25 protein-coding genes and 3 pseudogenes are annotated in these 23,803 nt (G+C 39.6%); 21 read left to right on the top strand and 7 right to left on the bottom strand.

The annotated features are described in order from the left end of the window. Positions 1-121 precede the first annotated feature (121 nt). The 6 genes and pseudogenes from SB775_RS13405 (at position 122) to SB775_RS13380 (ending at position 5,953) form a co-directional block, all read left to right on the top strand. Entirely contained in the window at positions 122-1,219 is a 1,098-nt protein-coding gene (locus SB775_RS13405; RefSeq protein WP_410861868.1) for an L-dopachrome tautomerase-related protein, read from the top strand. A gap of 216 nt (positions 1,220-1,435) precedes the next feature. After that, positions 1,436-1,714, top strand: a pseudogene (locus SB775_RS13400) (VOC family protein); the annotation flags it as partial. 359 nt (positions 1,715-2,073) lie between these two features. Continuing rightward, positions 2,074-2,410: pseudogene (locus tag SB775_RS13395) on the top strand (IS110 family transposase); the annotation flags it as partial. 81 nt (positions 2,411-2,491) lie between these two features. Beyond that, positions 2,492-3,820, top strand: a complete 1,329-nt coding sequence (locus tag SB775_RS13390) for a spore germination protein (RefSeq protein ID WP_410861867.1) — start codon at positions 2,492-2,494, stop codon at positions 3,818-3,820. After that, entirely contained in the window at positions 3,813-4,877 is a 1,065-nt protein-coding gene (locus tag SB775_RS13385) for a GerAB/ArcD/ProY family transporter (protein ID WP_410861866.1), read from the top strand. Before SB775_RS13390 ends, SB775_RS13385 begins: the two co-directional genes overlap by 8 nt. After that, entirely contained in the window at positions 4,874-5,953 is a 1,080-nt protein-coding gene (locus SB775_RS13380; RefSeq protein ID WP_410861865.1) for a Ger(x)C family spore germination protein, read from the top strand. The genes SB775_RS13385 and SB775_RS13380 overlap by 4 nt, the downstream gene beginning before the upstream one ends. A 482-nt stretch (positions 5,954-6,435) precedes the next feature. Here SB775_RS13380 and SB775_RS13375 read toward each other — a convergent pair whose 3' ends face one another. Both SB775_RS13375 and SB775_RS13370 read right to left on the bottom strand, forming a co-directional pair. Beyond that, positions 6,436-7,149: an FCD domain-containing protein gene (locus tag SB775_RS13375; RefSeq protein WP_410861864.1), complete on the bottom strand. Its 714-nt coding sequence runs from the start codon at positions 7,147-7,149 to the stop codon at positions 6,436-6,438. A gap of 36 nt (positions 7,150-7,185) precedes the next feature. Then, positions 7,186-7,386 (bottom strand): annotated as a pseudogene (locus tag SB775_RS13370) (GntR family transcriptional regulator); the annotation flags it as partial. A gap of 439 nt (positions 7,387-7,825) precedes the next feature. Between SB775_RS13370 and SB775_RS13365 the strand changes: the two are divergent. After that, complete coding sequence (locus tag SB775_RS13365) at positions 7,826-7,966, top strand: YrzI family small protein (protein WP_081108862.1); 141 nt, start codon at positions 7,826-7,828, stop codon at positions 7,964-7,966. Between the two features lie 381 nt (positions 7,967-8,347). On the opposite strand, the gene SB775_RS13360 is transcribed toward SB775_RS13365, so the two are convergent. Beyond that, positions 8,348-8,536 carry a hypothetical protein gene (locus SB775_RS13360; protein ID WP_141133596.1) on the bottom strand — a complete coding sequence of 63 codons (189 nt, stop codon included), beginning with the start codon at positions 8,534-8,536 and terminating at the stop codon, positions 8,348-8,350. Between the two features lie 188 nt (positions 8,537-8,724). Between SB775_RS13360 and sigK the strand changes: the two genes are divergently transcribed. After that, positions 8,725-9,447 carry an RNA polymerase sporulation sigma factor SigK gene (gene sigK, locus SB775_RS13355; RefSeq protein WP_061464138.1) on the top strand — a complete coding sequence of 241 codons (723 nt, stop codon included), beginning with the start codon at positions 8,725-8,727 and terminating at the stop codon, positions 9,445-9,447. Positions 9,448-9,640: 193 nt separating this feature from the next. On the opposite strand, the gene SB775_RS13350 is transcribed toward sigK, so the two are convergent. Then, positions 9,641-9,943, bottom strand: a complete 303-nt coding sequence (locus SB775_RS13350; protein ID WP_410861863.1) for a hypothetical protein — start codon at positions 9,941-9,943, stop codon at positions 9,641-9,643. A gap of 160 nt (positions 9,944-10,103) precedes the next feature. Here SB775_RS13350 and SB775_RS13345 point away from each other — a divergent pair, with 160 nt between their 5' ends. After that, positions 10,104-11,894, top strand: coding sequence for a M3 family oligoendopeptidase (locus SB775_RS13345; protein WP_410861862.1), 1,791 nt, complete (start codon positions 10,104-10,106; stop codon positions 11,892-11,894). Positions 11,895-11,960: 66 nt separating this feature from the next. On the opposite strand, the gene pssA is transcribed toward SB775_RS13345, so the two are convergent. Continuing rightward, complete coding sequence (gene pssA / locus SB775_RS13340) at positions 11,961-12,500, bottom strand: CDP-diacylglycerol--serine O-phosphatidyltransferase (protein WP_061464135.1); 540 nt, start codon at positions 12,498-12,500, stop codon at positions 11,961-11,963. A gap of 145 nt (positions 12,501-12,645) precedes the next feature. Between pssA and SB775_RS13335 the strand changes: the two genes are divergently transcribed. Then, complete coding sequence (locus SB775_RS13335; RefSeq protein ID WP_089361563.1) at positions 12,646-13,431, top strand: phosphatidylserine decarboxylase; 786 nt, start codon at positions 12,646-12,648, stop codon at positions 13,429-13,431. Between the two features lie 54 nt (positions 13,432-13,485). On the opposite strand, the gene SB775_RS13330 is transcribed toward SB775_RS13335, so the two are convergent. Next, positions 13,486-13,626, bottom strand: a complete 141-nt coding sequence (locus SB775_RS13330; protein ID WP_034311351.1) for a sporulation histidine kinase inhibitor Sda — start codon at positions 13,624-13,626, stop codon at positions 13,486-13,488. A gap of 464 nt (positions 13,627-14,090) precedes the next feature. On the opposite strand from SB775_RS13330, the gene SB775_RS13325 reads away from it, so the two are divergent. From SB775_RS13325 to SB775_RS13290, 8 genes are read left to right on the top strand one after another with little or no spacing between them, the layout of a single operon-like run. After that, positions 14,091-14,612: a YqeG family HAD IIIA-type phosphatase gene (locus SB775_RS13325; RefSeq protein WP_061464133.1), complete on the top strand. Its 522-nt coding sequence runs from the start codon at positions 14,091-14,093 to the stop codon at positions 14,610-14,612. Further along, entirely contained in the window at positions 14,609-15,718 is a 1,110-nt protein-coding gene (gene yqeH, locus SB775_RS13320) for a ribosome biogenesis GTPase YqeH (RefSeq protein WP_410861861.1), read from the top strand. Before SB775_RS13325 ends, yqeH begins: the two co-directional genes overlap by 4 nt. A 20-nt stretch (positions 15,719-15,738) precedes the next feature. Then, complete coding sequence (gene aroE, locus SB775_RS13315; protein WP_410861860.1) at positions 15,739-16,581, top strand: shikimate dehydrogenase; 843 nt, start codon at positions 15,739-15,741, stop codon at positions 16,579-16,581. Beyond that, a complete protein-coding gene (gene yhbY / locus SB775_RS13310) occupies positions 16,575-16,865 on the top strand; it encodes a ribosome assembly RNA-binding protein YhbY (protein ID WP_061464130.1) in 291 nt (96 codons plus the stop codon). Before aroE ends, yhbY begins: the two co-directional genes overlap by 7 nt. 11 nt (positions 16,866-16,876) lie before the next feature. Continuing rightward, positions 16,877-17,446, top strand: a complete 570-nt coding sequence (locus tag SB775_RS13305) for a nicotinate-nucleotide adenylyltransferase (protein ID WP_061464129.1) — start codon at positions 16,877-16,879, stop codon at positions 17,444-17,446. Continuing rightward, positions 17,436-18,008, top strand: coding sequence for a bis(5'-nucleosyl)-tetraphosphatase (symmetrical) YqeK (gene yqeK, locus SB775_RS13300; protein ID WP_089361560.1), 573 nt, complete (start codon positions 17,436-17,438; stop codon positions 18,006-18,008). Before SB775_RS13305 ends, yqeK begins: the two co-directional genes overlap by 11 nt. Next, entirely contained in the window at positions 18,008-18,364 is a 357-nt protein-coding gene (gene rsfS / locus SB775_RS13295; protein WP_057218744.1) for a ribosome silencing factor, read from the top strand. Before yqeK ends, rsfS begins: the two co-directional genes overlap by 1 nt. Then, positions 18,361-19,104: a class I SAM-dependent DNA methyltransferase gene (locus SB775_RS13290; protein ID WP_125160706.1), complete on the top strand. Its 744-nt coding sequence runs from the start codon at positions 18,361-18,363 to the stop codon at positions 19,102-19,104. The genes rsfS and SB775_RS13290 overlap by 4 nt, the downstream gene beginning before the upstream one ends. A gap of 102 nt (positions 19,105-19,206) precedes the next feature. On the opposite strand, the gene comER is transcribed toward SB775_RS13290, so the two are convergent. Further along, the gene (gene comER, locus SB775_RS13285; protein ID WP_286140732.1) at positions 19,207-20,037 is read right to left on the bottom strand and encodes a late competence protein ComER; all 831 of its coding nucleotides are present in this window, start codon (positions 20,035-20,037) and stop codon (positions 19,207-19,209) included. 109 nt (positions 20,038-20,146) lie between these two features. Between comER and SB775_RS13280 the strand changes: the two genes are divergently transcribed. The 3 genes from SB775_RS13280 (at position 20,147) to SB775_RS13270 (ending at position 23,748) form a co-directional block, all read left to right on the top strand. Beyond that, positions 20,147-20,782 (top strand): helix-hairpin-helix domain-containing protein, encoded by a 636-nt coding sequence (locus SB775_RS13280; protein ID WP_410861859.1) that lies wholly within the window; start codon positions 20,147-20,149, stop codon positions 20,780-20,782. Positions 20,783-20,861: 79 nt separating this feature from the next. Further along, positions 20,862-21,422: a ComE operon protein 2 gene (locus SB775_RS13275; RefSeq protein WP_410861858.1), complete on the top strand. Its 561-nt coding sequence runs from the start codon at positions 20,862-20,864 to the stop codon at positions 21,420-21,422. A gap of 19 nt (positions 21,423-21,441) precedes the next feature. Continuing rightward, complete coding sequence (locus tag SB775_RS13270) at positions 21,442-23,748, top strand: DNA internalization-related competence protein ComEC/Rec2 (protein WP_410861857.1); 2,307 nt, start codon at positions 21,442-21,444, stop codon at positions 23,746-23,748. Positions 23,749-23,803 lie beyond the last annotated feature (55 nt).

The following is a 23,803-nucleotide window of genomic DNA, read 5'->3' as shown; positions in this document are numbered from 1 at the left end:
CTCCTGGACTAATAAACCCACAGCATCCATCGCGATAGAAAAATTTATCAAGAACCAGGCACTACAAAAAATTTTCATCATATATAGGTGATATCCGTTCGGATTTGATGAGGAGGATATCATGCAACCTATGTTACCTATGGAAAAATATTTTGGGCAGTTTGAACTGGTGCAGGCTTTTTATGGGGCTATGCCTACAGGTGTCAGCGTTTCCGAAACCGGTCGTATTTTTGTATGCTTTCCGAAATGGGGAGACGACGTTCAATTTACTGTGGCGGAAATTGTTGAGGGTGAATTGCAGCCTTATCCCAGTTTAGAAACCAATTTAGTTAATACTGGGAATATTACGATGTCTTTCGTCAGTGTCCAAAGTATCGTTGCTGATGGAAGAGGAACACTTTGGGTATTAGATACAGGGGCACCAAATTTTTCTGAACCTATTCAAGGGGGAGCAAAATTAGTTGCTGTTGATTTAAGCACGAATACAATAAGGAGAGTATATACCTTTACAGAAGATGTTGTCTTGCCAACAACTTATCTGAATGATGTCCGTTTGGATTTTCGGGTTGGAAGAGCAGGCTATGCATATATAACGGATTCTTCTTCCAGAGGGCCAGGGGCTATCATCGTCGTAGATTTAGAAAATGGGAACGCGTTTAGACGGTTAAATGGGGAAATATCAACTTCACCTGATCCCTATTTTTTACCGAAAGTAGAAGGTGAAATTTTGATGAATCGAAACCCGGACGGCTCGACTTTCCCTTTTAGATTGGCTTCCGATAGTTTAGCGATTTCTCCTGATGGAAAGGTTTTATTTTATGCTCCGCTAACCAGCCGTCAGCTGTTCTCGATCTCAACAGAAGCCCTAAGAGACAGAAGGATACAGGACCTGAATTTATCCCAATATGTTCAGTATTGGGGGGAAAAAGGTGCGTCTGATGGAATGATCACCGGCGCAAAAGGAACCGTTTATGCGGGAGACTATGAAAACAATAGTATCCGGAAGATATTGCCGAATGGCGCAATGGAAACCATCGCACATGACTCGAGAATATTATGGCCGGATACTTTTTCGATTGGCCCCGATCAATACTTATATGTCATTGTGAATCAATTACATCGGCAGGCGAGATTTCATTATGGAAGAGACCTGCGGGAAAAACCATATAGTTTACTTCGTATGAGAATTGATGAATTCCCTGCTCCTACCTTTTCATAGTAATCGTAAACGAAGGTAGCTATCCCCCATCAGGGAGCTGCCTTTTTTGTCAGATATTCCCGCAAATGTCCTATAATAAAGAAGTGACTTAACTCAAATTGAAAAGCCTGCTTCATCTTAGATTTAAAAATATAAATAAAGCACCATAGGCATGAAGCTACATAAGTATCAACTGATGGTAAGAGGAAAAATTTTGAACAAAACTAGGAGGTAATCATGGGAAGATTAGTTCACTTCGAAATTCATGTGGATGACATGGAACGGGCAAAGAAATTTTATGGTGAGGTATTTTGATGGTCATTTCAAGATAGGAGTGATTTCGCAGGAATGCCTAACTTGGGAGCGGTGACTGGCGATGAGAATGAACCTGGGATTAATGGTGCTTTGATGCAGCGTCAAAGTCCTTCGCCGGAAGCAGGCCAAGCTCTTAATGGGTATGCTTGTACAATGGGTGTCGATAATTATTACGAAGCGGAAGCCAAAATTCTTGAGAATAGAAAATAGGATCCATGTTTGGTGAATAAGATTGATCGGGAACCACCCTTTTGTTTCCTACCCGGGGTGGTTTTCTTTGCTGAGAAAGAGATATGAGATTGCCTGGAAACAATCCCTTCCAACACTTCTTTTAGAAATTCCACTATAATCACCCCAATTTCCATAATGGAGACAAGAGAAACTTCTAACCACCAAATGGAGATGAAACTTTCTTTATTAATAAAAAATGACAGTGCATTGCGCCCACAGAAGTAGACATGAATAAATTCGGGAAAACCTGCCCACCAAGTTTTTATTTTCGTTCTCGGGCGCGATTCTTGAAAAGGTTCGCTTTTCTTATAGAACTAACAGGCTGAAAACGTGGAATTGTAGTCGGAGATCCACTTGCATTTGAAAATAATGAAGATGGATAAGCTTCAAAGATTAAATAAACTGGATGCAACCATCGTGGGAATGGAACCTACAGGGCATTACTGGATTAATCTTTCAAAATGGCTATTTAAACAAGGAATTGAGGTAGTAACAGTAAAACCTCACTTAGTAAAAGGGAATAAAGAAAACCGTGATAATACTCAGTCCAAAAGTGATAAGAAAGATGCCCTGGCCATCGCTGATATGGTGAAGAGCAGTTACTACTCCTTTGTCAGGAACACTTCAGAATCATTTGAAATACTTAGGGTCCTTATGTCTAATCAAGTTTGGTATTTGTATAAATGACAAGCAAAGGGGGAAAACGAAATAAGGAATAATGAAATTTGAAAGGGAAGATGAGAAGTCATGAACTCAATAATAGTAGAAATAAATGAGGCTTTTAAAGATGCAGAAGACTTTTTCATAGAACCTTTTATTTTGGATGGTGAAGCAGTCCTTTTACTTGGTTTACATTCAATAGTTAACCTTATAAAAACAAAAGAAATATTAAAAAAAGATATGGATACCAGTGAAGTGATTCATTCAATAAAAGTAAAAAGAACTTTTTTCAACAGAAAAGGTGTTGAAATAAATAGTGAAGAAGCAATAGAGTCTATTCTTCAGGGTAAACTCATTGTTTACTCAAAAGAAAAAAATATAATGTTTCAATTTGAACCACTTCCCAAAGAATTGAATCGGTCAATTGAACCGCCGGCTAATGAAAACGTATTACAAGGTCCTTTAGATTCTTTTATTGAAGATATGTCAACAAATATAGGAATAGTGAGAAAAAAAGTTTCCTCTGCTCAGCTCTCAGTTAAAACCTATACGGTAGGAAGTGATCAAAAAAAGAAATTATCAATAGTTTATTTGGACGACCGAGCAGATAAAGGTGTGATCAAAAAGATCATTTCACATATTGAAATGAATCAACATACAAATATTCTCTATCTTCAGCATCTTTATCGTTTTATGGGTGTGCGAAAATGGGAGGTTATCCCTCAGTTTAATAACACAGAAATGCCATTGGAAGCAGTAGATGGTTTAAACAAAGGAAGGGTCATTCTATTCGTTGACGGTTTTCCCTTTGCGCTTATCTTGCCACATTTATTATGGGATATGTTCGCCCAGGCGAATGACCGTAACTATGCTTACCCAATTATGAGCGGAATCCGATTTTTACGTGTTCTTGGCGCTCTGGTTACCCTTATATTTCCAGCTCTCTATGTGGCCCTTGTTGCTGTAAATCCTGAGATATTAAAAATTGAACTGGCTCTATCGATTGCTCAGAGCAGGGAGGGAATACCCTATCCCCCTTTTGTTGAAATTACAATTATGCTCCTTATTATAGAGTTAATTATTGAAGCGAGTATAAGGCTTCCGCTCAGTATCGGTCCAACGGTAACAATGGTAGGGGGAATTGTCATCGGACAAGCAGTAGTAGACGCAAAGCTGGTTAGCAACCTGTTAATTATCATCGTAGCAGCAACTTCGATAGCGAATTCAAGCGTTGTAGGGTTTCATAATGCGTTAATCCTGCGCTTACTTAAATATGTAGTTGTTATTTTTGCTTCAATCTATGGCGTGTTGGGCATATTATCCGGTCTGGTATTCATAAGCGCTTACTTTGCAAGTCGAGAGATATTTGGAATTCCATACACTAGTTTAACTAAGGGGAGCGGGGGAATTGGATAAAAGCCTTCAGGTTATATGCATGGGGTTAATGTCTCATTTTGGTCTTATTTTTTTCATTTATCCGGAAAGAATTATTGCCAGCACACAAAAAGGTCATTGGGAACCGATTTTAATTCAATGTGTCATATTTATTCTATTTTTATGGCTTTACCTAAAGGGTTTATCTTATTTTCCAAAACAGGATATTATCGATATTTTAAAGACCTTAGGTAAAGCTTTTTCTTTCACATTACTTTTTCCTGTTCTTCTTTACTTAATCATAACTACTATTGAACTTGTTAGCGCATATGCAGAAGTGACCAATATTATCTTTTTAGCGAATACTCCTCCATGGGCAATTATTACATTAATGATTCTTATTGCAACTTATATCGCCGTAAAAGGAATCGAAACCATCTTACGTACAGCCTTATTAATATTCTGTATCTTTTTCCCGTTAATCTTACTTATGGTTTCGATTTGCTTTCAAGACGTTGATTGGCATAATGCATTTCCGATTATGGATACCGGCTTTAATTTTTTTCGAGAACCTCCCTTTTATACAAGTTTTTTTTCTTTCGCCATTGTTTTTTCATTTTTAGGTTTTATTCCAAAAAAAATATCGTATAACTCTAAAAAAATTATGTTTGCAGTCTTTTTGCTTATCCCATTTTTTTTCTTATCCGTTTATTTACCTCTTTTAACCTTTGGAAATGAAACGGCTAGTACGCTGCTTTTTCCCTTTATAACCACATTGGATAAAGTTCAGCTTCAATGGCTTGTATTTGACAGGGCTACCTTGTTTTTTGCGTTAAGCCTAGTTACCTTTATCATGTTGCTTACTTCTTTACTTTTATGGCAGTCCTCTATAATAATGAGTCAGTATTTCCCGGGATTAAAGCAAAAATATCATATTGTAGCCTTATCTGTTAGCATTTTTATCATTTGCTTATGTATTCCTAGTTGGCAAGAGACTGAGAAGTTGCTATGGTGGAATACTGCTTTCCGATTTTATATTTTAATCGTACTCCCTTTAATTATATTCCTAATCGGTGTAAGGAGAAAAAGACTATCATGAGAAGTATTATGATTTGTTTTAAACTAGTACTTAGTCTATGTATATTGATGCCATTAAGTGGTTGCTGGGATATTAAAGACATTAATCATCGAGCCTTTCCGATTGCAATGGGAATTACTAAAGAGGGAGAAAAATTCAAAGTCTTACTTCAAATTCCTGTTTCTTCAGAGGGTGTTCAGAAACAGACAATTGTCAAAGGAACAGGATTAACCATTTTAAAGGCTGTAGAGGACATTAGAACTAATATGCAAAGCAGTTTAGACTTATTGCACATAAGGATAATCATATTTGATAAAAAATTAGTAGAAGAAGGAGGGATGGAAGAACCGATTAACACGTTTATGAGAATTCGTGAAATATCTTCAAAAACATTAATCGCAATATGTGATGATAATATAGATGCTTTTTTCTTAACACTCAAAAAAAATCTAGAAAAAGGGATAAATCTTTATGACTTTTTTGAGAAATATGCAGGTTGGACCCCACAAATATCTTTAACACGTCTATGGCATGTTTATCGAGCTCTTAATTCCTACACTCAAAATGCAGCAATTCCTATGGTCAAATCGGGGGAAAACACCCCAGTTACATATATAGGTTCTGCAGTGATGAAAAGAGGAAAAATCGTTTCTAAAATGGATCCTAAAGAAACCCTCCTTTTTAATGCCTTTCATGGGAACAGTATGAAGGGAAGGGTAGAAGTAATGGAACATGCAACCATCATGATTGTTGGAAATACAGGTTTTCATAAAGGTGAACTAAGAAATCATATTCCATATATGTTCTCAACGATTCGTTTAAATGTAGTTATTCAAGAGAGAAGAGGAAAAGTTTCCAATGCAATAATAAAAAAAGAGCTGGAAAAGGTAATGGCAAATCGTTTTGATGGAATGCTGAAACGATTTCAAAAGCAAGAAACAGATGTCTTCGGTTTGGGACAATACTACAGAAATAAAATTCCTTATGAGGAATTGAAGGACTGGCGAAAGAAATATTATCCCAATCTAGAAATGAAGCTTACCATTCATACTACTATACAAAACGAGGGAAATATCAAAACTATAATTGACAAATAGATTTTGGATATCATACAAAAAATGGATAGGTATGGACTATGAGTAAGAAGGGAAGGTATCAAACCCTTTTTTAACTTTTTTGAGTAATTTTTACTTCTGTATGAAATACGCATAGAAGAAGATTTAAGAAAAGTGAACACCCCTGTCTTGAGAGCCTTATTCAAATTAAGCACCAGAAAAGACGATTTTGCCCACGTTAAGGGAAAATCGTTTTTTTTGGTGCTCTAAGCTATCTTTTTTTTAAAGAGTTTTTTTTCATTAAGTAAAACCCACACCTACAAAAACTATTAGTGGCAAATTAGTTATAGGGTTTTTTTTATTTTTTACTTTTTTCGTTTGGATTTATCACATATACTCTTTCTTTTCTTTGGAGATCAAAATCAGAAAAGGTTATAGCAGTAAGTGGATTCATTCAGCGAATCATTCGGCATATACTCTTTCATAGTAAAATCCCTAACAATTGTAATAGGGATTTTCGTTTGTTATTTTGATTTAGCAAATGTTTTTTTTGAAAATGCAAATCCAATCGATCCATCATCTTTCAAAACAAGGAAAGCATCAAAAGGCTTCTTTTCTTTTGCCTTTGGTTTCATCCCTTTGATCACACTTGCTTTCTTCTTGGTGCATAAATCTTTCACATGTTTTTCTGTCACTTTCTTTAAGCATTTGAGAGGGGAATGTCTGTTTACACCCACTTGCATATTCCGAGCATCCATGTGAAATGAAATGTGATCAAAGCCATACGATGACTTATATCCGAAGAAGATTATCCTCAATAGCTTCCAAGTATTATAGCGATCTATGGAATCCTGTATGTGGCTGGAGATCGCAATCTCGGCTCTGTATACATCCCTTGTCCGGATGGCCTCAATGATTTCCATATGTTCCGATGGTGCGTCTTTTTGGTCGATCTCACCTTTGACGTGATAAAACCGGCCTATATGAAGATGACAGTGCATGCCTTTATATGCTTCAAATAAAAACGGGTTTCCTCCAGCGTTCATGATGGCATGATGAAATTGATGATCTAAATGAGTAAAATCTAGTATTTTTTTGTTGGAAGCACCTGTGTTTGTGGAAAACATTTCATCTGTAAGCGCGGCCATTTCTTCCGTCACGCTTACATTATTTAAGCGGATAATATTCCGGACCGCATGCGTCTCCAGTAATATCCGGGCCTCTAACATTTTCGCCATATTTTCAGTATCTAATATGTCACTGACCCGATACCCCTTATTTGGTTCTAAGATGACTAAGTTCTCAGAGTTCAGACGAGATAATGCTTCTCTGAGAGGTATGGCGCTAATGTTGATTTCCCGGGTTAAGTGGCTGATATTGATTTTTTGTCCCGGCGATAAATCCCATTCAAAAATCTTTTCTTTTAATAAATTGTAGACATATTCCGTTGCCTCTCCGCGTTCTTTTTCCTTTATTGCCCGTTATATAGGCAGATATATCCTACCCATTGCCTCATTTAAGTGATAATGGCTAAGTGAAAATAGGAAGAAAGAAAGAAATTTCAAAAAAGTGGGCAAAAGCCGTTTACAAATATCGAATTTGTGGATATACTTACCAGGTAATATAAAATATTCCAAAGGGAGGTCGAGGAAAATGAAATTGTATTTATATGGAATCGTCACAAATCAGATCAGCCGGTCCGTTTCAAATAACAATCACATACCATTCGACCTGTGCCAAGCGGAATATTTCTAAAGCAATTTGGCTTTATTAATCATTCAGACATAGCGGCCGCAGGGAGAAGTGTTTTATCCTGCGGCCTTTTTATATTTAAAAAATCCCGCAGGAGGACGTAACTTTCTGCGGCCTTTTTATGCCTTTTTGTTGGGCCGCTCCCTTAAAGGAGGTGATATTATGACACTGAATATGCTTTTCTTCACCATCACGATTAAATTGAAAAAAATGACTGCCGAAGAATGTTTGCAACAGGAGAGAATCCACAAGATCCGAGAAGAACATCTAGATAAAGCGCTGAAGCATCGTCCTTTTTTCTAAAGAGATATGAGGTTGGTATTCCATAAATGATTTTTAAGAAAGGTGGGAGGATAATATGGATAAATTGGTATATGTAAAAGGAGAGAAGCGTTGCTATTGGCAGGAGAAGGATACCGGCTAACGGTTTTGCCGACGTTTCACAGTATAGACATGGTTTGTATAAAAAAATGTTCACCTAAACAGCGGAAAAGGATGCTGGAAACATGATGAATCGCGGTGAGGAGTGATCCATCATGTTCTCAATGCAGATGATGCTAATTAACACTGAGGTCATCGGAACTGAGATATCCGTAAATGTTTCCGTTGAGCCTATCATCCGCTGAAATGAATATGTAAAAGGGGAAACTCGGCACTCTGGCCGAGTTTTTTTCTTTGTTTGGATCAGCAGCACGGACCTGGTCCGCCATAACCAAACCCACATCCCGGGAACCACCAAAACCCGAAAATGAGCAATAAAATCAAGAGGACAATAAACAGGCCATAACTAAACAAGTAACCGGATCCTTCACAACAAGGTGCAGGAGGCGGATAACCATAGCTGCACCCGTATGGTCCAAAGTTATATCCCATCCTAAAACCCCTCCTTTCCTTAAAAATACACTTTCATTATATGTACGTTAGTATTCGTCCGTTTGAGAATTCACCCATTCTGGTTTGAACATTTAATACTTCATGATTTCTTTCAGTGGGACAGACACGTACAAGCCCACAGTTGCATAGGTATGAATAGGGAAGCAAAGAAACGGGGGATGAAACCAATGCCCGGAATACTTACAGCTGTCGGCTATATTATCAAAGAATTTTACTTATTAGTTTCCTATGTGAAAAACAACGCTTTTCCCCAGCCCTTGTCATCTCAGGATGAAAAGAAATATTTGAAGCTTATGAGTGAGGGAGATGGTGATGCCCGTAACATCCTGATCGAGCATAATCTCAGGCTTGTTGCCCATATCGTCAAGAAATTCGAGAATACGGGCGAAGATACAGAGGATTTGATTTCAATAGGAACAATTGGTTTGATAAAGGCCATTGAGAGTTATTCGGATGGGAAGGGTACGAAGCTGGCCACATATGCGGCGCGATGCATTGAGAATGAGATCTTGATGCATTTACGAGCGACTAAGAAAACGAAAAAAGATATTTCCCTGCATGATCCAATCGGTCAGGATAAAGAAGGAAATGAAATCAGTTTAATCGATGTACTGAAATCGGAATCGGAAGATGTCATCGATACGATTCAGCTTAATATGGAAATTGAAAAAGTGAAAAAGTATATTGATATTTTGGATGAACGGGAAAAGGAAGTCATTGTCGGCAGGTTCGGACTGGATTTAAAAAAGGAAAAAACCCAGCGTGAAATCGCTAAAGAGCTTGGCATTTCCCGCAGTTATGTATCAAGGATCGAAAAGCGGGCCTTGATGAAGATGTTTCACGAATTTTACAGGGCAGAAAAAGAGAAGGAAAAGAAAGCAAAAGGATAGGAATGCTAAAATTCAAAAGAGTGCGGGGGAATTCCCCCGCACTCTATTTTTAATATTTATTTCTGATCATATCTGCAAATGCATGATAAATCTCGATCCCCTGAAAAAGGAACATACGTGAAGCGGTTAAAGAAAATACCCCTATCATAATAAGTCTGAACCACATATTAATCACTCCTCGATTTTATTTTTTTTATAAAATGTCAGAGTGTGTGGCAACGTAATTCGCCTGAAAAAAAACTGGACTGAGATATCGTCGGCGAAGATTTGAATGAAAATAAAGGAAACTTAAAATGGAAAATTCAAAAATGATAATAATGATAATGGACTGCCAGGAACTAAGGAAAGGGACGAAAGGCAGTTTCTTGTCGGCCTTTTCCCAGTGATGAACATCAATGTGCTCTTCAAGGGTTAGCTGCTGTCCATGATGATGGAACTGTATCGGCAGTGTCCATAGAATTAGGACGACAGCAGACAAGTGGATAAAGAATTTCATACAATCAACCACCCCTTTCCGAAGAATATATTCATCATATCATGCTTTTATCGCGGGATAAACAAAAATGTTCTGAAGTATACTGAAAATTCTTTAAAATTAGAAAAATATTGAATGAAGCTCTATAATAGGATTATTGATAAAAAGGGGGCAATGCAGTATGGGATATTCTTTGATGTGGGATTTGGATATCTTTTTTAAAGGGGGAAGCTCTTCTAAGGAGTTCCTGCTTTTCTTAAATGGAATTAACGAAGAGGTAGGGGAATTGGACCGGCTTGTTAGCAAAATCAATCCAGAAGGAAACGATGGCGGAAGTTTAATCCAGGCATTTGATTTTTTAAAAAATACAAATATGAAATCGTCTCAGGCAGGTGCTTTCATCGGATGCCTGGAAGCTCAAAATGCGCAGGATAAAAAGGCAGGTCAGCTGCGGATCAAACAAATGAAGATAGTAGCTTCACTAAAAATGGTGTTAAGCAAGCTGGATGAAAAGTTGATACAGCTTGATGATGCGTTTTTTAAAAAAATCCTTGAAAAAGAACCTTTGAATGAATTGAAATTCGTATTGAACGAACGTCGGGAACGGGCAAAGGAAAAGCTTTCAGTTAAGGAAGAATCATTAATCACTCAATTGTCCATGGACGGTTTCGAAGGCTGGAGCCAAATGTATGATACGATCGTTGGTTCAATGACTATCCCTCATAAGGGTGAAAATCTTTCTGTAGGCCAAGCGGCGAATAAATTTTCGGATCCTGATGGAAAGGCCCGGAAAGAATTATTTACTGCTTGGGAACAAGCTTGGGGGGGGAAAAGTGACCTTTTTGCCCGGACTTTGAACCACTTAGCAGGATTTCGTCTCAGTGTGAATGATAAAAGGGGCTGGGATGATATTTTGAAGGAGCCTCTGGAAATAGGGAGGATGAAAAAAGAAACCCTCGAAAGCATGTGGAATGTAATTGCCGATCATAAGGAGCCGCTTGTGCGATTTTTGCAAAGGAAAGCAGAGTTACTTGATTTGGATAAATTAAGTTGGGCGGATTTGGATGCACCGCTCGCTGTTACAGCAGAATCCAAAGTAATGGATTATCAAGAAGGTGCGGACTTCATCGTTCAGCAATTCTCTAAATTCGGCTCTCAATTAGCACATTTCGCCCAAAAAGCTTTTGAGGACAGCTGGATTGAAGCGGAGGACAGACCAGGTAAGAGGCCAGGCGGTTTTTGCACGGGCTTTCCATTAAATAAGCAGTCAAGAATTTTCATGACGTACTCGGGTACCCCTTCAAATGTATCGACATTGGCCCATGAATTGGGGCATGCGTTCCATTCTTATGCGATGAGGGAAATCCATCCATTGAACCGATCATATGCAATGAACGTGGCTGAAACTGCCTCTACTTTTGCTGAAATGGTCGTATCGGATGCAGCTGTGAAGGAAGCGGCCAGTGAGGAAGAAAAGCTGGTTCTTTTAGAAGATAAAATTCAGCGTTCCGTAACATTATTGATGAATGTCCATGCCCGTTTCTTATTCGAGACAAGATTTTATGATGAGAGGAAACAAGGATATGTCAGTGCCGAACGATTGAATGAACTGATGGTTGATGCACAAAAAGAAGCCTATGGTGATGCATTAAGTGATTATAATCCAACGTTCTGGGCTTCAAAGCTTCATTTCTATATTACAGATGTACCATTTTATAATTTTCCGTATACATTCGGCTACTTATTTTCTTTAGGCATTTACGCGAATGCCCTGAAAGAACCGGCAGGATTCGAAGAAAAATATATCGCCCTATTAAAGGATACTGGTTCGATGAAGGTCGAGGATTTGGCGGACAAACATTTAGGCGTCGATTTGACGACCCGGGATTTTTGGGAAGAAGCGGTTAATGCCTGTATGAAGGATGTAGAAGAATTCATGCGTTTGACCGATCCGCTTGTCCGAAAGGCATAAAAAAAGTTTAGGGTGAATATGAACAAAAAAAGCGGATGTCCGAGTTAAGGACATCCGCTTTCTTATTTAAACTTTCTTTAGTTTAAATGGACTGACCATGAGTAATGATAATATAATCATGAGGGATAAGAAAAAGACCGGATGAAAATACGGGATAGCGAGAAAACTTAAGGTAGCGATGCAGCCTGCAACTGTAATGGGAACTCCTGTAAAATATCCATTGCTTTCACTTATATTGAAGCGGGCGAGGCGAAATGCGCCACAGCCAATATAGAAAACCGTGAATAGTGTGCCAGGTGCCCCGAATTCTATTAATATTCCTTGGTATAATAATAGGGCTGGTGCGACGCCAAAAGAAATGATGTCACACATGGAATCAAGTTGCTTACCCAATTCCGATTCAATGTTAAACTTTCGTGCAACCATACCGTCAAAGCGATCTGCAAGGGCAGCCAAGAAGATTAAAAGCAGGCTTAAATTCAATTGGCCATGCATCACGGCAATTATCGCAAATCCACCAAGGGATAAATTAATTAAAGTAAGTATATTTGCTGTTTGTGCTTTCACTTTTTTAATGGTTTGATCTAGGGCGTGTAATAAAAACATCTTTTCACTCCTTTCAAATGAAACAAAATAAAACAAAATAAAACAAAATATAATAAACATAAGTATTTATTATATAATAATATTTTATTTAACACAATTTATGCAAGTAATTTTTGAATAATTTTACAATTTGGAGTGGTTTTATTTGTATCAGTCTTTGTATCGCATTCTTATTGAACTGACGAATGGTCGGTATTCATCAGGTTTATTAAAGCATTTTAGCCAATCTCGTTGGAGCAGGCCCTTGATTTTACTATATGTAAAAACTTTCAACCTTAATCAACAAGAATTTGGTAAGGATTTAAAAGGGTATACGAATCTTCATGAGCTATTTACAAGGCGGTTAAAGGCGGACGCCAGGCCTATTACGGCAGCTCCTTCTGCAGTGGCTTCTCCCGTCGACGGTGTACTCGAGGATTCAGGGGAGATACGCGCTGATAAAAAGATCGTCGTTAAGGGAAAGGTGTATTCAATGGAGGAGATGCTCGGGGATGAGCTTTTTTTGGAAAAGTACTTAGGCGGCAAATATCTCGTGTTATACTTAAGCCCGAGTCATTACCACAGGATCCATGCACCAATCAAGGGCTCCGTGGTCAAACGCTGGACTCTTGGAAGGAAATCGTACCCCGTTAATAAATGGGGAATGAAATATGGAAAAGAGCCTTTGGCAAAAAATTATCGTACAATAACTGAACTTAAAAATGAAGCGGGAAGTCTGGCAATGGTGAAAGTCGGAGCCATGTTCATAAATTCGATCGTCATTACTGATGAATCGGATGAATTGGAAAAAGGACAGGAATTTTCTTATTTCAGCTTTGGGTCGACAGTGGTCCTTCTTTTTGAAAAAGGCAGTTTTGAACTTGAAGGAAACATAACCATCCCCGCTGATGTCCGTGTCGGTGAAACAATCGGATTCATGAGACCCGTCTAACTTCAAATGAAAAATAAGAAGGCTGACATTTGATGTCAGCCTATGTATTTCATATTAGAATATTGATCGGATTTTATGTGTTAAGGATCTTCGATGAATTTCCGTTTCTATGAGGCGGATGAAATCGGTACTTAACTTTAAATTCTGCGCTTTAAAATAGGATTCCAGCAACAGGTCATCAGATAGTTTTTGCATCAGAACGCCATATACGGCTGCTCACCTCCAGTAGGGATTGCGAGGAATAATTTGGTGTTTACTTGCATATATTGATAAGTCTTCCTTGATGTACCCCTACTGTATCAGAAATAAACTTGGAGAACAATCGTTCTGTTATCCACAGTTAAAAGTGGATAACCTGTGGTTAAGTTGTTTACAAGGTGAACGAAATGATGCACATCAGTATGGATAATGTTAGTAAAGTTATCCACAGGTTGGATAAATGAAATTTTTGTCGAAATCTTTTAGGAATAATTAGTTCTTTGGGTCTGGTTTACCTGCTAATTTCCCATTCTTTAATAAAAAATGCCTTTCCATATCAGAAAACATACATTATGATGTTTTTTTACCGTCGGACCTTCTTTCCTAACTTTTTTTGAAAGTGAGCCGAAAATTCGATATGATGGAGACGGTAAATTTTAATGAAAATATAGAGGTGCAATATGCTTAAATTATTTTTGCCGAGTGAACATGTTAAAAGCATTTTTAATATAGATCCTCAAGAATTGAAAAAAAGAGGGATAAAGGGAGTTATCACCGATTTGGATAATACTCTCGTTGAATGGGACAGGCCAACAGCCACCCCCGATTTAATCAAATGGTTCGACAATATGCGGGATCATGGGATTTTAGTGACGATTGTGTCCAATAATAATGAAAAACGGGTTCGGTCTTTTTCCGATCCGCTTCACATTCCGTTTATCTTCCAGGCCAGAAAACCGATGGCAAGAGCCTTCCATAAAGCCCGTAAGACGATGGGATTGAAGTTAGAAGAAACGGTGGTAATCGGCGATCAATTATTGACGGATGTATTGGGAGGGAACAGAGGCGGGTTCCATACGATCTTAGTGGTCCCTGTTGCGCAGACCGATGAATTCAGAACGAAGATCAATCGTTATTTTGAAAGAAAGATCATGGCGTTTTTTAAACGAAAAGGAATGATAGAATGGGAGGATCACAATTGAACAATCATCAAGAATTAGTGTGCATCGGCTGTGGTGTGAAGGTCCAGACAGAAGATCCGAAGGAGTTGGGCTTTGCCCCTAAATCAGCCCTGGAAAAAGAGAGCATCGTCTGTCAGCGCTGCTTTAAATTGAAACATTATAACGAAGTTCAGGATGTGTCCTTAACTGACGATGACTTCTTGAAAATCTTGAATAAAGTAGGCGAAACCGATTCTTTAATCGTCAAAATCGTCGATATTTTTGATTTCAATGGAAGCTGGCTTCCGGGCCTGCATCGATTTGTCGGAAGAAATGATGTTCTTTTGATCGGTAATAAGGTCGACTTATTGCCTAAATCAGTAAAACCGAACAAGTTGATCAATTGGATGAAGCAATCGTCAAAGGAATTGGGGCTTAACCCGATTGATGTCCTGCTTGTCAGTGCGGAAAAGGGAAAACACATCCTTGAAGCGGCGGATGCGATTGAGCGGTATCGCAAAGGTAAGGATGTCTATGTGGTGGGCTGTACGAATGTAGGAAAATCGACTTTCATCAACCGTCTTATAAAAGAAGTGAGCGGTGAAAGTGATATCATCACGACTTCCCACTTCCCTGGGACTACCTTGGATATGATTGAAATTCCTTTGGATGATGAACAGGCTTTGATCGATACACCAGGTATCATTAATCATCATCAAATGGCTCATTATGTGGACAAACGGGACTTCAAGGTGATTATGCCGAAGAAGGAAATCAAGCCGAGAGTGTACCAACTGAATGAAGGGCAGACGCTATTTTTCGGAGGGTTGGCCAGGTTGGACTATGTCTCAGGCGGAAGGCGTTCATTAACTTGCTACCTTTCGAACGAATTGAATATTCACCGTACGAAACTGGAAAATGCCGATGAATTGTATAAAAACCATGCCGGGGAATTACTGACTCCCCCACGGCCGGAACAAATCGAGGAGTTTCCGAAGCTGATTCCACATGAATTTTCCTTGAAAGATGGTAAAATGGATATTGTGTTTTCAGGTCTTGGCTGGGTTACGGTCAATGAGCCAGGGGCGAAAATCGTTGCACATGTTCCAAAGGGCGTCAATGTGATCGTTCGCAAATCATTAATCTAAATATAGGGGTCGTCTAGTCTATGAAAAAGATATATGGGGTAATGGGAGATCCAATTGCACATTCGATGTCACCGGACATTCATAATGATGCATTTGAAAAAGAAAATATAGAAGCGGTTTATCACCATTTTCATGTGACGAAAGAAGGTTTGAACGATGCCGTGAAAGGCATGAAAGCCCTTGGTATAGAAGGGTTCAACATCACAATCCCTCATAAGACTTCAATCATCCCTTTCCTTGATGAAGTGGATGAACTGGCCCTGGCAATCGGGGCTGTAAATACGGTTGTTAACAAAAATGGTCGGTTTATAGGGTATAATACAGACGGAAAAGGATTTTTTAAATCTTTATGCGATGAAATATCAGGTGACATTAAGGCTAAAAAAACGTTAGTGATCGGAGCGGGCGGTGCTGCGCGTGCGATTTATTTTACTCTTGTTAAAGAAGGGGTAAAACAAGTTGATATTGCAAACCGGACAAAGGAAAGAGCGGCCCAGCTTGTTTCTGATTGCCCGTATGATAAAGTATCGAAGGCACTCTCGATTATCGAAGCGGAAGAAAGCTTATCACAATATGATTTAATCATCCAAACGACTTCTTCTGGAATGAGTCCGGAATTGGACCATTCACCGTTGAAGGTCGACCAGCTTAAAACCGGTGCAATCGTCAGTGATATCATCTATAACCCTCTGCAAACCAAGCTGCTGCTTGAAGTGCGGGAAAAAGGGGCGGAAACGCAAAATGGTCTGGGGATGTTCATCAACCAGGCTGCGCTTGCATTTGAGATATGGACAGGCGTTATGCCGGATACAGCAAGAATGACAGAGATTGTCTTGAACAAACTAGGAGGTAACACATGTTAACAGGAAAACAGAAAAGATTTTTACGATCAAAGGCCCATCACCTCAATCCAATTTTTCAAGTTGGTAAAGGCGGGGTCAATGATAATCTCATCAAGCAAATTGGTGAGGCGCTTGAAGTACGTGAATTAATAAAGGTCAGCATCCTGCAAAACTGTGAAGAGGACCGCAATGATGTGGGACGTTCTTTATCAAAAGGTGCAAGAGCGGAATTGGTTCAAATTATCGGCAACACAATTGTGCTGTATAAAGAATCAAGAGAAAACAAACAACTTAAATTACCTTAAGGAACCTATCTATGAAAAAAATTGGAATTCTTGGCGGTACATTCAATCCTCCACATATTGGGCATTTAATAATAGCGAATGAAGTGTTGGATGCCCTTGAGCTAGATGAAATTAGATTCATGCCAAATCATGTTCCTCCCCATAAAGAAAAATCGGAGGAAGTAACCGATATGGACAGGCTGGCTATGTTGGAAAACGCGATAGCCGGAAACCCATCTTTTTATATTGAAGGTATTGAAATAGAAAGAAAAGGCACATCTTATACGTATGATACGATAAAATTGCTGAAAGAACTTGAGCCAACCAATGAGTTCTATTTCATAATTGGCGCAGATATGATTGAGTATTTACCGAATTGGCACCGTATTGACGAGCTGGTGGACATGGTCAATTTCGTTGGGGTGAAGCGCCCCGGTTATAATGAAAAGACCGTATACCCAATCACGATGGTGAAAGTCCCTCAGATGTTCATTTCCTCTTCCATGATACGGAGGAAGCTAAGAACGGGGAAAACCGTGAAATATTTAATAGCAGATCCAGTGGTGAAGTATATTAAAGGGAATGGTTTATATGAATCGTGAGAAAGCGCTGGTGCTGGTCAAAGAACAAATTACCGAGCGCCGGTACATTCATACCTTGGGCGTGGTCGGATCAGCGATTGAACTTGCTGAACTGTATGGTGCCGACGTCAAAAAAGCAGAATTGGCAGCAATTTTTCATGATTATGCAAAATTTCGTCCAAAAGAGGAAATGAAGCAAATAATAATCGCTGAAAAAATGGCGCCGGAGTTACTTGATTATGATATGGAGCTGTGGCATGCTCCAGTCGGGGCTTTTCTCGTGAAAAAGGAAGCGGGTATCACTGACGTAGAAATATTGGATGCGATTGCCTATCACACGTCTGGCAGGGTTGGCATGAGCCTTTTGGATAAGGTCATATACCTTGCTGACTATATTGAGCCGGGACGTTCTTTCCCTGGAGTCGACGAAGTCAGGCTGACAGCAAAGCGAAATTTGGATCATGCTGTCATTCAGGCTTTAAGGAATACAGTTGTTTTTTTAATGAAAAGAAATCAGGCAATTTACCCTGACACATTTAAGACATATAATGATTTGATCATGAATTTGAAGGAGAAGATGTAATGACTGAACGTGAACTTCTTGTAATTGCAGCAAAAGCGGCAGATGATAAAAGAGCGGAGGATATCGTAGCATTGAATATGCAAGGTATTTCCCTTGTAGCGGATTACTTTTTGATCTGCCACGGTAATTCTGAAAAACAAGTACAAGCAATAGCTCGTGAAATGAAGAGCAAAGCTGATGAATCAGGAATCAATGTAAAACGTCTTGAAGGTTTTGACGAAGCGAAATGGGTGCTTGTGGATCTTGGCGATGTAGTGGCCCACATTTTCCATAAGGATGAAAGAAACTATTATAACCTTGAACGTTTATGGGGAGATGCACCTTTTGAAGATCTAGAGAGTGAACTGACTCCATGACTTATGAACGCTTTGCCTATGTATACGATGAATTGATGAAGGATGCACCCTATGAAAAATGGCTGTTGATCCTTACGGCGAAGCTGGAACAGTACGGAATTGGTGGAAGGAAAGTCCTGGATTTAGCTTGTGGAACCGGGGAAATGACCGTTGAATTGGCACAACACGGATTTGAAGTCACCGGCGTGGATTTATCTGATGAAATGCTTCTTGTTGCCAATGAAAAAGCGGTGAGGCTTGGATTATCGATTCCACTTTTCCAACAGAATATGGCAGAACTCGAGGGACTTGGTCAATTTGACTGTGTCACGATTTTTTGTGATTCGCTGAACTACCTTCGCGACGAGGCGGATATAGTAAAAACGTTCAGCAGGGTTCATGAGCATTTAAAGGATGGCGGATTATTCTTGTTCGATATCCATTCGATTTATAAAATGGAAAAAATCTTTCATGATAATACGTTTGCTGTCAATGATGAGGAAGTATCCTATATATGGGACTGTTTCCCGGGGGAAGAACCTTACAGTGTGGAACATGATTTAAGTTTTTTCGTGAGGGACGATGAAAGTGGTCTGTACGACCGTTTTGATGAGTTGCATTATCAACGGACCTATCCGGTTGAACAATACAAAAAGTGGTTGAAGGAAGCAGGTTTTACGGTTTCTGAAATACTGGCGGATCTTGAAGAAGCACCGCTTGTAACGGAAACCGAAAGAATCTTGTTTGTAGCCAGTAAATGAAAGAAGAGGTCAAGATCCCCGTTCGTACATCCCTGTACGAGTGAAGGTCTGACCTCTTCTTTTTTTTATTTTTAGAAGGAAATGAGATATATGTTACGAATATTAATAAGGATGGCCGAACTGCTTCTCAACTTCGTGAAGATCCTCTGCAAACTTTTCATGTGTCGCTTGAAAAAGATGATGGAACATTTCCCCGGTTTCAGCTTCTAAAACCTTGATCCCCTCACCCGTTATTCCACCCTTTACACAAACCTTTTCCTGCAAGGTCGGCAATGTATAAACTCCTTTACCAAGCAGTTCCCCTAAGCCAACCAGCATGTTTTCAGTCAAAGTCGTAGCGGTTTCTTTATCTATCTTCGTCGTTTGGCAAGCCGCGTCAATAAAAGCTTGTGCTAAATAGCTGAAGAAGGCAGGACCGCAGCTGACGATATCGGAAGCTACCCGTGTAATATCATTTTCAATAATGACCGGTGCCGATATGGCGGAGGCCAGATCAAATAAAGCTGACATTTTCTCCTTACTGCAGCTCTCGCTGAAACTCAGTAACGATACTCCTGAACCCACACGGTTCGTTATGCTCGGTATAAAACGGGCACAGGGGGCATTCACTGCCGATTCAAGCTGGGAGACTGAAACAGGACTTGTGATGGAAATAACCAGCTGATCCCTTTTTATATGATGTTTGATTCCCTGCAACAGGCTATCTATTTGTAATGGTTTTACACAGATAAAAATAAAGTCCGCTTGCTGGACGATTTCGGCAGCGCTCTCCGCAACCCTGATACCAGGGTGTTTTTCTTTCAGCGTCAATGCTTTGGAAATTGTTCGATTAGTAATGATTAGATCAGCCGGATTCAATATTTTTGCCTCCAGCCACGCCTCGATTAAAATGGTCCCCATATTGCCGGTTCCGATTACACCGATTTTCTTCAATGCCGATCAACTCCTCTCAATTAAGCGATTGATTCTCCTAGAAACCCTATGTATTTTTAATCTGTCCTATGACAATGTATTGTGCCAAAACTAGCAAGGAGGAAAATGAATGGAAAAAATTTCAAAAAAGAAAATGGCGATGATTACCGTTGCATTGGTATCTGGGGCAGCAGGAATTTACTTTTTTTTGCAACAAGGGAAAGGACCGGTTGATACGGAAGATATATTTGCTGTTACGGCAAATGAAGATAAAATCGAACAAAGTGAAAATGAAACGCCTGCCGAACCAGTAATCATTAAAGTGGATGTTAAAGGAGCGGTGCAGGCCCCAGGCTTATTTACGGCCCAGGCAGGTGACCGGGTAATCGATTTGATCACAGATGCGGGAAGTTTTACGGACAAGGCCGATAAGGATAAAGTGAACTTTGCCCAAATCGTTGAAGACCAAATGGTCATCTATGTACCGGAAATAGGTGAAGAAGACAAGGGAATCTTGGAGGATATACAAGTCGGTCCGCCTGGTAATGCCGCCGCTAAGGGGCCGTCAGGGAGACAGGTGAACTTGAATACAGCTACGCAGGAAGATTTGGAAACACTGACGGGAATTGGACCATCCAAAGCGATTGCGATCCTGGAATACAGGGAAAAAGTGGGGAAATTCAAGCAGGTAGATGAATTGAAGAAGGTATCGGGAATCGGCGATAAAACGTTTGAAAAGTTACAGGATTCCATTTCGGTGCAATGAATGATTGAATTTGCTACACAAATGGACAGGAAGAGGGTAAAATTGAAGAAAATCATTCTAGGGAGTAAGGGGATACATCATGAACAGGATTAGTTGGGATCAATATTTCATGGCGCAAAGCCATTTATTAGCTTTAAGAAGCACATGTACACGCCTCGCTGTAGGAGCGACGATCGTCCGGGATAACCGGATCATTGCGGGAGGATATAATGGGTCCATTGCAGGAGGGACGCATTGTATTGATGATGGCTGTTATGTAATTGATAATCATTGTGTCAGAACGATACATGCTGAAATGAATGCACTTTTACAATGTGCGAAATTTGGAGTGCCAGCTGATGGGGCAGAAATATATGTGACACATTTTCCATGTCTTCAGTGCTGTAAATCACTCATCCAAGCTGGAATCAAAGCTGTTTATTATGCGGAGGATTACAAAAACCATCCATATGCCTTGGAGTTATTTAAACAGGCTGGTGTCAAGACAGAAAAGGTCGAAGCGAAAGGGGCCATAGATGTTAATGGAAAAGAGAAAAAGGACTTTGTGTTCTCGTTGCTAGCTCAACTTGAACGAACAGGTCTGGGAAAAGAAGCTGTATTGGAGCTGGAAAAGCAGGCCAAACATATATTTGACAATTAAATAGGACGGGGGGGCAGGCATGGCTAGACACCTTATCTTATTAGCCGTTTCGGCCACATTTGGGGTTTCGGCCCATTCATTTTTACATGTAGGGCAGCTGATCATTATCCTTATTTTTCTCTGTTTCCTTTATTTATCAGTCGGGTTGAGCGTAAAGGCCCTTAGCCTTCATTTAGTGCTCATGGGGATTTTCTTAGGGGCCGCCTCTTTCTCCGATCACCGGAACAACTCTGTATATCATGGAACGGAAAGTCGATTCATCATCACATTTACCGATCCACCGAATATTGATGGAAATTCATTAAAAGGATTCGTTGGCAGTGAGAAAGGCGAGCGGCTAATGCTTCGTTATAACATCACCACCGAACAAGAAAAAGCAAAGCTTAGCCAGCTTCTGCGAATCGGTTTATCATGTCCGGCCAAAGGGAATTTGCAAGTTCCCGACAAAAACAGGAATGAAAACAGTTTCGATTACCAGCGTTATCTTTTGCGCCAAGGCACCCATTGGGTATTTAAAGCAGATTCCATTTCATTTCGAGAATGCCAAGAGGTTGGAAACTCGATTGTCGTTTCGATTCGTAATTTGCGAATGAAGGGAATTACGTATATTAGTGAACACTTTCCGGAAGAATCGAGCGGTTTTGTCAAAGCTCTCATATTCGGCGACCAGACAGATATAGATGAAGTCGACCTTACTAATTATCAGCGGTTGGGTCTGGTTCATTTACTGGCGATTTCCGGTCTTCATGTAAGTTTTTTAACGGGAATGTTATTTTATCTTGGCATCAGGATTGGAATTACAAGGGAAAATATGATGGTAGCCATTCTGATTTTCCTTCCAATTTACATGATACTTTCAGGTGCTAGCCCATCAGTGGTTAGATCGTGTTTAATGGCTATGCTTTTCTTTTTACTCCTGCTATTCAAAAAGCGAATCTCGGCGGGTGCCACAATTGCATCGGTTTACATGGCACTGTTGTTTTTTAAGCCTAATATGCTCTATGATATAGGCTTTCAGCTTTCATTCGCAGTGACTTTCTCCATTATCATGTCCTCAAGGATTTTCTTACAATACCCGCAAAAAACGATGCAGCTATTTATCATCAGTTCCATATCCCAATTGGCTGCCCTTCCCATTTTACTTTTTCACTTTTTTGAAGTATCTTTTCTTGGCGTGTTCTTGAACGTATTGTATATTCCTCTTTATTCCATCATCTTGCTGCCATTTTCACTGATTACCCTCTTCATTCATTTATTGCTACCTTCCCTGGGGCAACTCCTCATATCAATTTTGAACTTCACTTTCATACTCTCGAATAAAGCCGCGGATGCGGTATCGGATTTGCCCCTTGCATCCATTACGTTTGGAAAACCGCCTTTCATCATGATGACATTACTTGTTATTTCCCTTTTAGGATTATACCTGACTTGGGATGAATCTTTTGAAAAATGTAAAATCTGGTGCGGAATCATGATTGTCCTTTTGTTTTTTCAATATAATTTACAAAGGTTCTCACCTTTTGGTGAAGTACAGATAATCGATGTTGGACAAGGTGACTCCATTTTAATTATCCTGCCGTTCAATCGCGGTAATTATCTGATTGATACGGGAGGGCAAATTACATTTCCAATCGAAACATGGGCAAAAAGGAGAAAGAAATTCAATACGGCGGATGATATCATTATTCCATTATTGAAAAGTAAGGGAATCCAGCACTTGGACAAACTGATTTTAACTCATGCAGATTCAGATCATATGGGAAGTGCAAAGGAATTAATTGAAAATTTCAAGGTGAGGGAGATTGTTATTGGAGGCTGGAGTGAAGAGCATTATCGGGATTTGGATTTTGTGTCCATTGCAAGAGATAAAAAGATTAAAATGACGGTTACGAAGAGGGGGGATCATTGGGCAGTGGGCGAAGCTGCGTTTTCCGTGCTAAGTCCATATGAAAAAGAAGAGGATAAGAATGATTCCTCGATAGTTCTATTAGCAAAGCTTGGGGGATTGTCATGGCTATTGACTGGAGATATGGGAGAAGAGGGGGAAAGGGAACTGTTAAGCACATTTCCGCAGCTGCAGGCGGATATCTTGAAGGTTGGTCACCATGGCAGTAAAACATCTTCTTCCACACCCTTCCTTGAACAGCTCCAGTCGAAAGCTGCGCTTATTTCGGTTGGAAAGGATAATCGCTACGGTCACCCTCATGGAGACGTAATTGGAAATCTGGAGGGAAATGGCATTAAAGTGTTCAGGACGGATGAGGATGGAGCTATTATTTACAAGTATTATAAAAGTAAAGGAACCTTTCGGAAGACTCTTCCATAGTATGTAGAAAATCATTAAGAAAGAGACTGCAACGGCAGCCTCCTTCAGGAAAAAT

It is taken from the genome of Peribacillus sp. SIMBA_075 (assembly GCF_046534585.1).
Note: the sequence above shows the minus strand (reverse complement) of the source record. Positions and strands in the feature narration are given on the sequence as shown.

Excerpts from the sequence above, each read along its gene's own strand:
- SB775_RS13405 (WP_410861868.1), top strand. The coding sequence starts at position 122 with ATGCAACCTATGTTACCTATGGAAAAATATTTTGGGCAGTTTGAACTG.
- SB775_RS13390 (WP_410861867.1), top strand. The coding sequence starts at position 2,492 with ATGAACTCAATAATAGTAGAAATAAATGAGGCTTTTAAAGATGCAGAA.
- SB775_RS13380 (WP_410861865.1), top strand. The coding sequence starts at position 4,874 with ATGAGAAGTATTATGATTTGTTTTAAACTAGTACTTAGTCTATGTATA.
- SB775_RS13375 (WP_410861864.1), bottom strand. The coding sequence starts at position 7,149 with ATGGCGAAAATGTTAGAGGCCCGGATATTACTGGAGACGCATGCGGTC.
- SB775_RS13365 (WP_081108862.1), top strand. The coding sequence starts at position 7,826 with ATGACACTGAATATGCTTTTCTTCACCATCACGATTAAATTGAAAAAA.
- SB775_RS13360 (WP_141133596.1), bottom strand. The coding sequence starts at position 8,536 with ATGGGATATAACTTTGGACCATACGGGTGCAGCTATGGTTATCCGCCT.
- sigK (WP_061464138.1), top strand. The coding sequence starts at position 8,725 with ATGCCCGGAATACTTACAGCTGTCGGCTATATTATCAAAGAATTTTAC.
- SB775_RS13350 (WP_410861863.1), bottom strand. The coding sequence starts at position 9,943 with ATGAAATTCTTTATCCACTTGTCTGCTGTCGTCCTAATTCTATGGACA.
- SB775_RS13345 (WP_410861862.1), top strand. The coding sequence starts at position 10,104 with ATGGGATATTCTTTGATGTGGGATTTGGATATCTTTTTTAAAGGGGGA.
- pssA (WP_061464135.1), bottom strand. The coding sequence starts at position 12,500 with ATGTTTTTATTACACGCCCTAGATCAAACCATTAAAAAAGTGAAAGCA.
- SB775_RS13330 (WP_034311351.1), bottom strand. The coding sequence starts at position 13,626 with ATGCAAAAACTATCTGATGACCTGTTGCTGGAATCCTATTTTAAAGCG.
- SB775_RS13325 (WP_061464133.1), top strand. The coding sequence starts at position 14,091 with ATGCTTAAATTATTTTTGCCGAGTGAACATGTTAAAAGCATTTTTAAT.
- aroE (WP_410861860.1), top strand. The coding sequence starts at position 15,739 with ATGAAAAAGATATATGGGGTAATGGGAGATCCAATTGCACATTCGATG.
- yhbY (WP_061464130.1), top strand. The coding sequence starts at position 16,575 with ATGTTAACAGGAAAACAGAAAAGATTTTTACGATCAAAGGCCCATCAC.
- SB775_RS13305 (WP_061464129.1), top strand. The coding sequence starts at position 16,877 with ATGAAAAAAATTGGAATTCTTGGCGGTACATTCAATCCTCCACATATT.
- yqeK (WP_089361560.1), top strand. The coding sequence starts at position 17,436 with ATGAATCGTGAGAAAGCGCTGGTGCTGGTCAAAGAACAAATTACCGAG.
- rsfS (WP_057218744.1), top strand. The coding sequence starts at position 18,008 with ATGACTGAACGTGAACTTCTTGTAATTGCAGCAAAAGCGGCAGATGAT.
- SB775_RS13290 (WP_125160706.1), top strand. The coding sequence starts at position 18,361 with ATGACTTATGAACGCTTTGCCTATGTATACGATGAATTGATGAAGGAT.
- SB775_RS13280 (WP_410861859.1), top strand. The coding sequence starts at position 20,147 with ATGGAAAAAATTTCAAAAAAGAAAATGGCGATGATTACCGTTGCATTG.
- SB775_RS13275 (WP_410861858.1), top strand. The coding sequence starts at position 20,862 with ATGAACAGGATTAGTTGGGATCAATATTTCATGGCGCAAAGCCATTTA.
- SB775_RS13270 (WP_410861857.1), top strand. The coding sequence starts at position 21,442 with ATGGCTAGACACCTTATCTTATTAGCCGTTTCGGCCACATTTGGGGTT.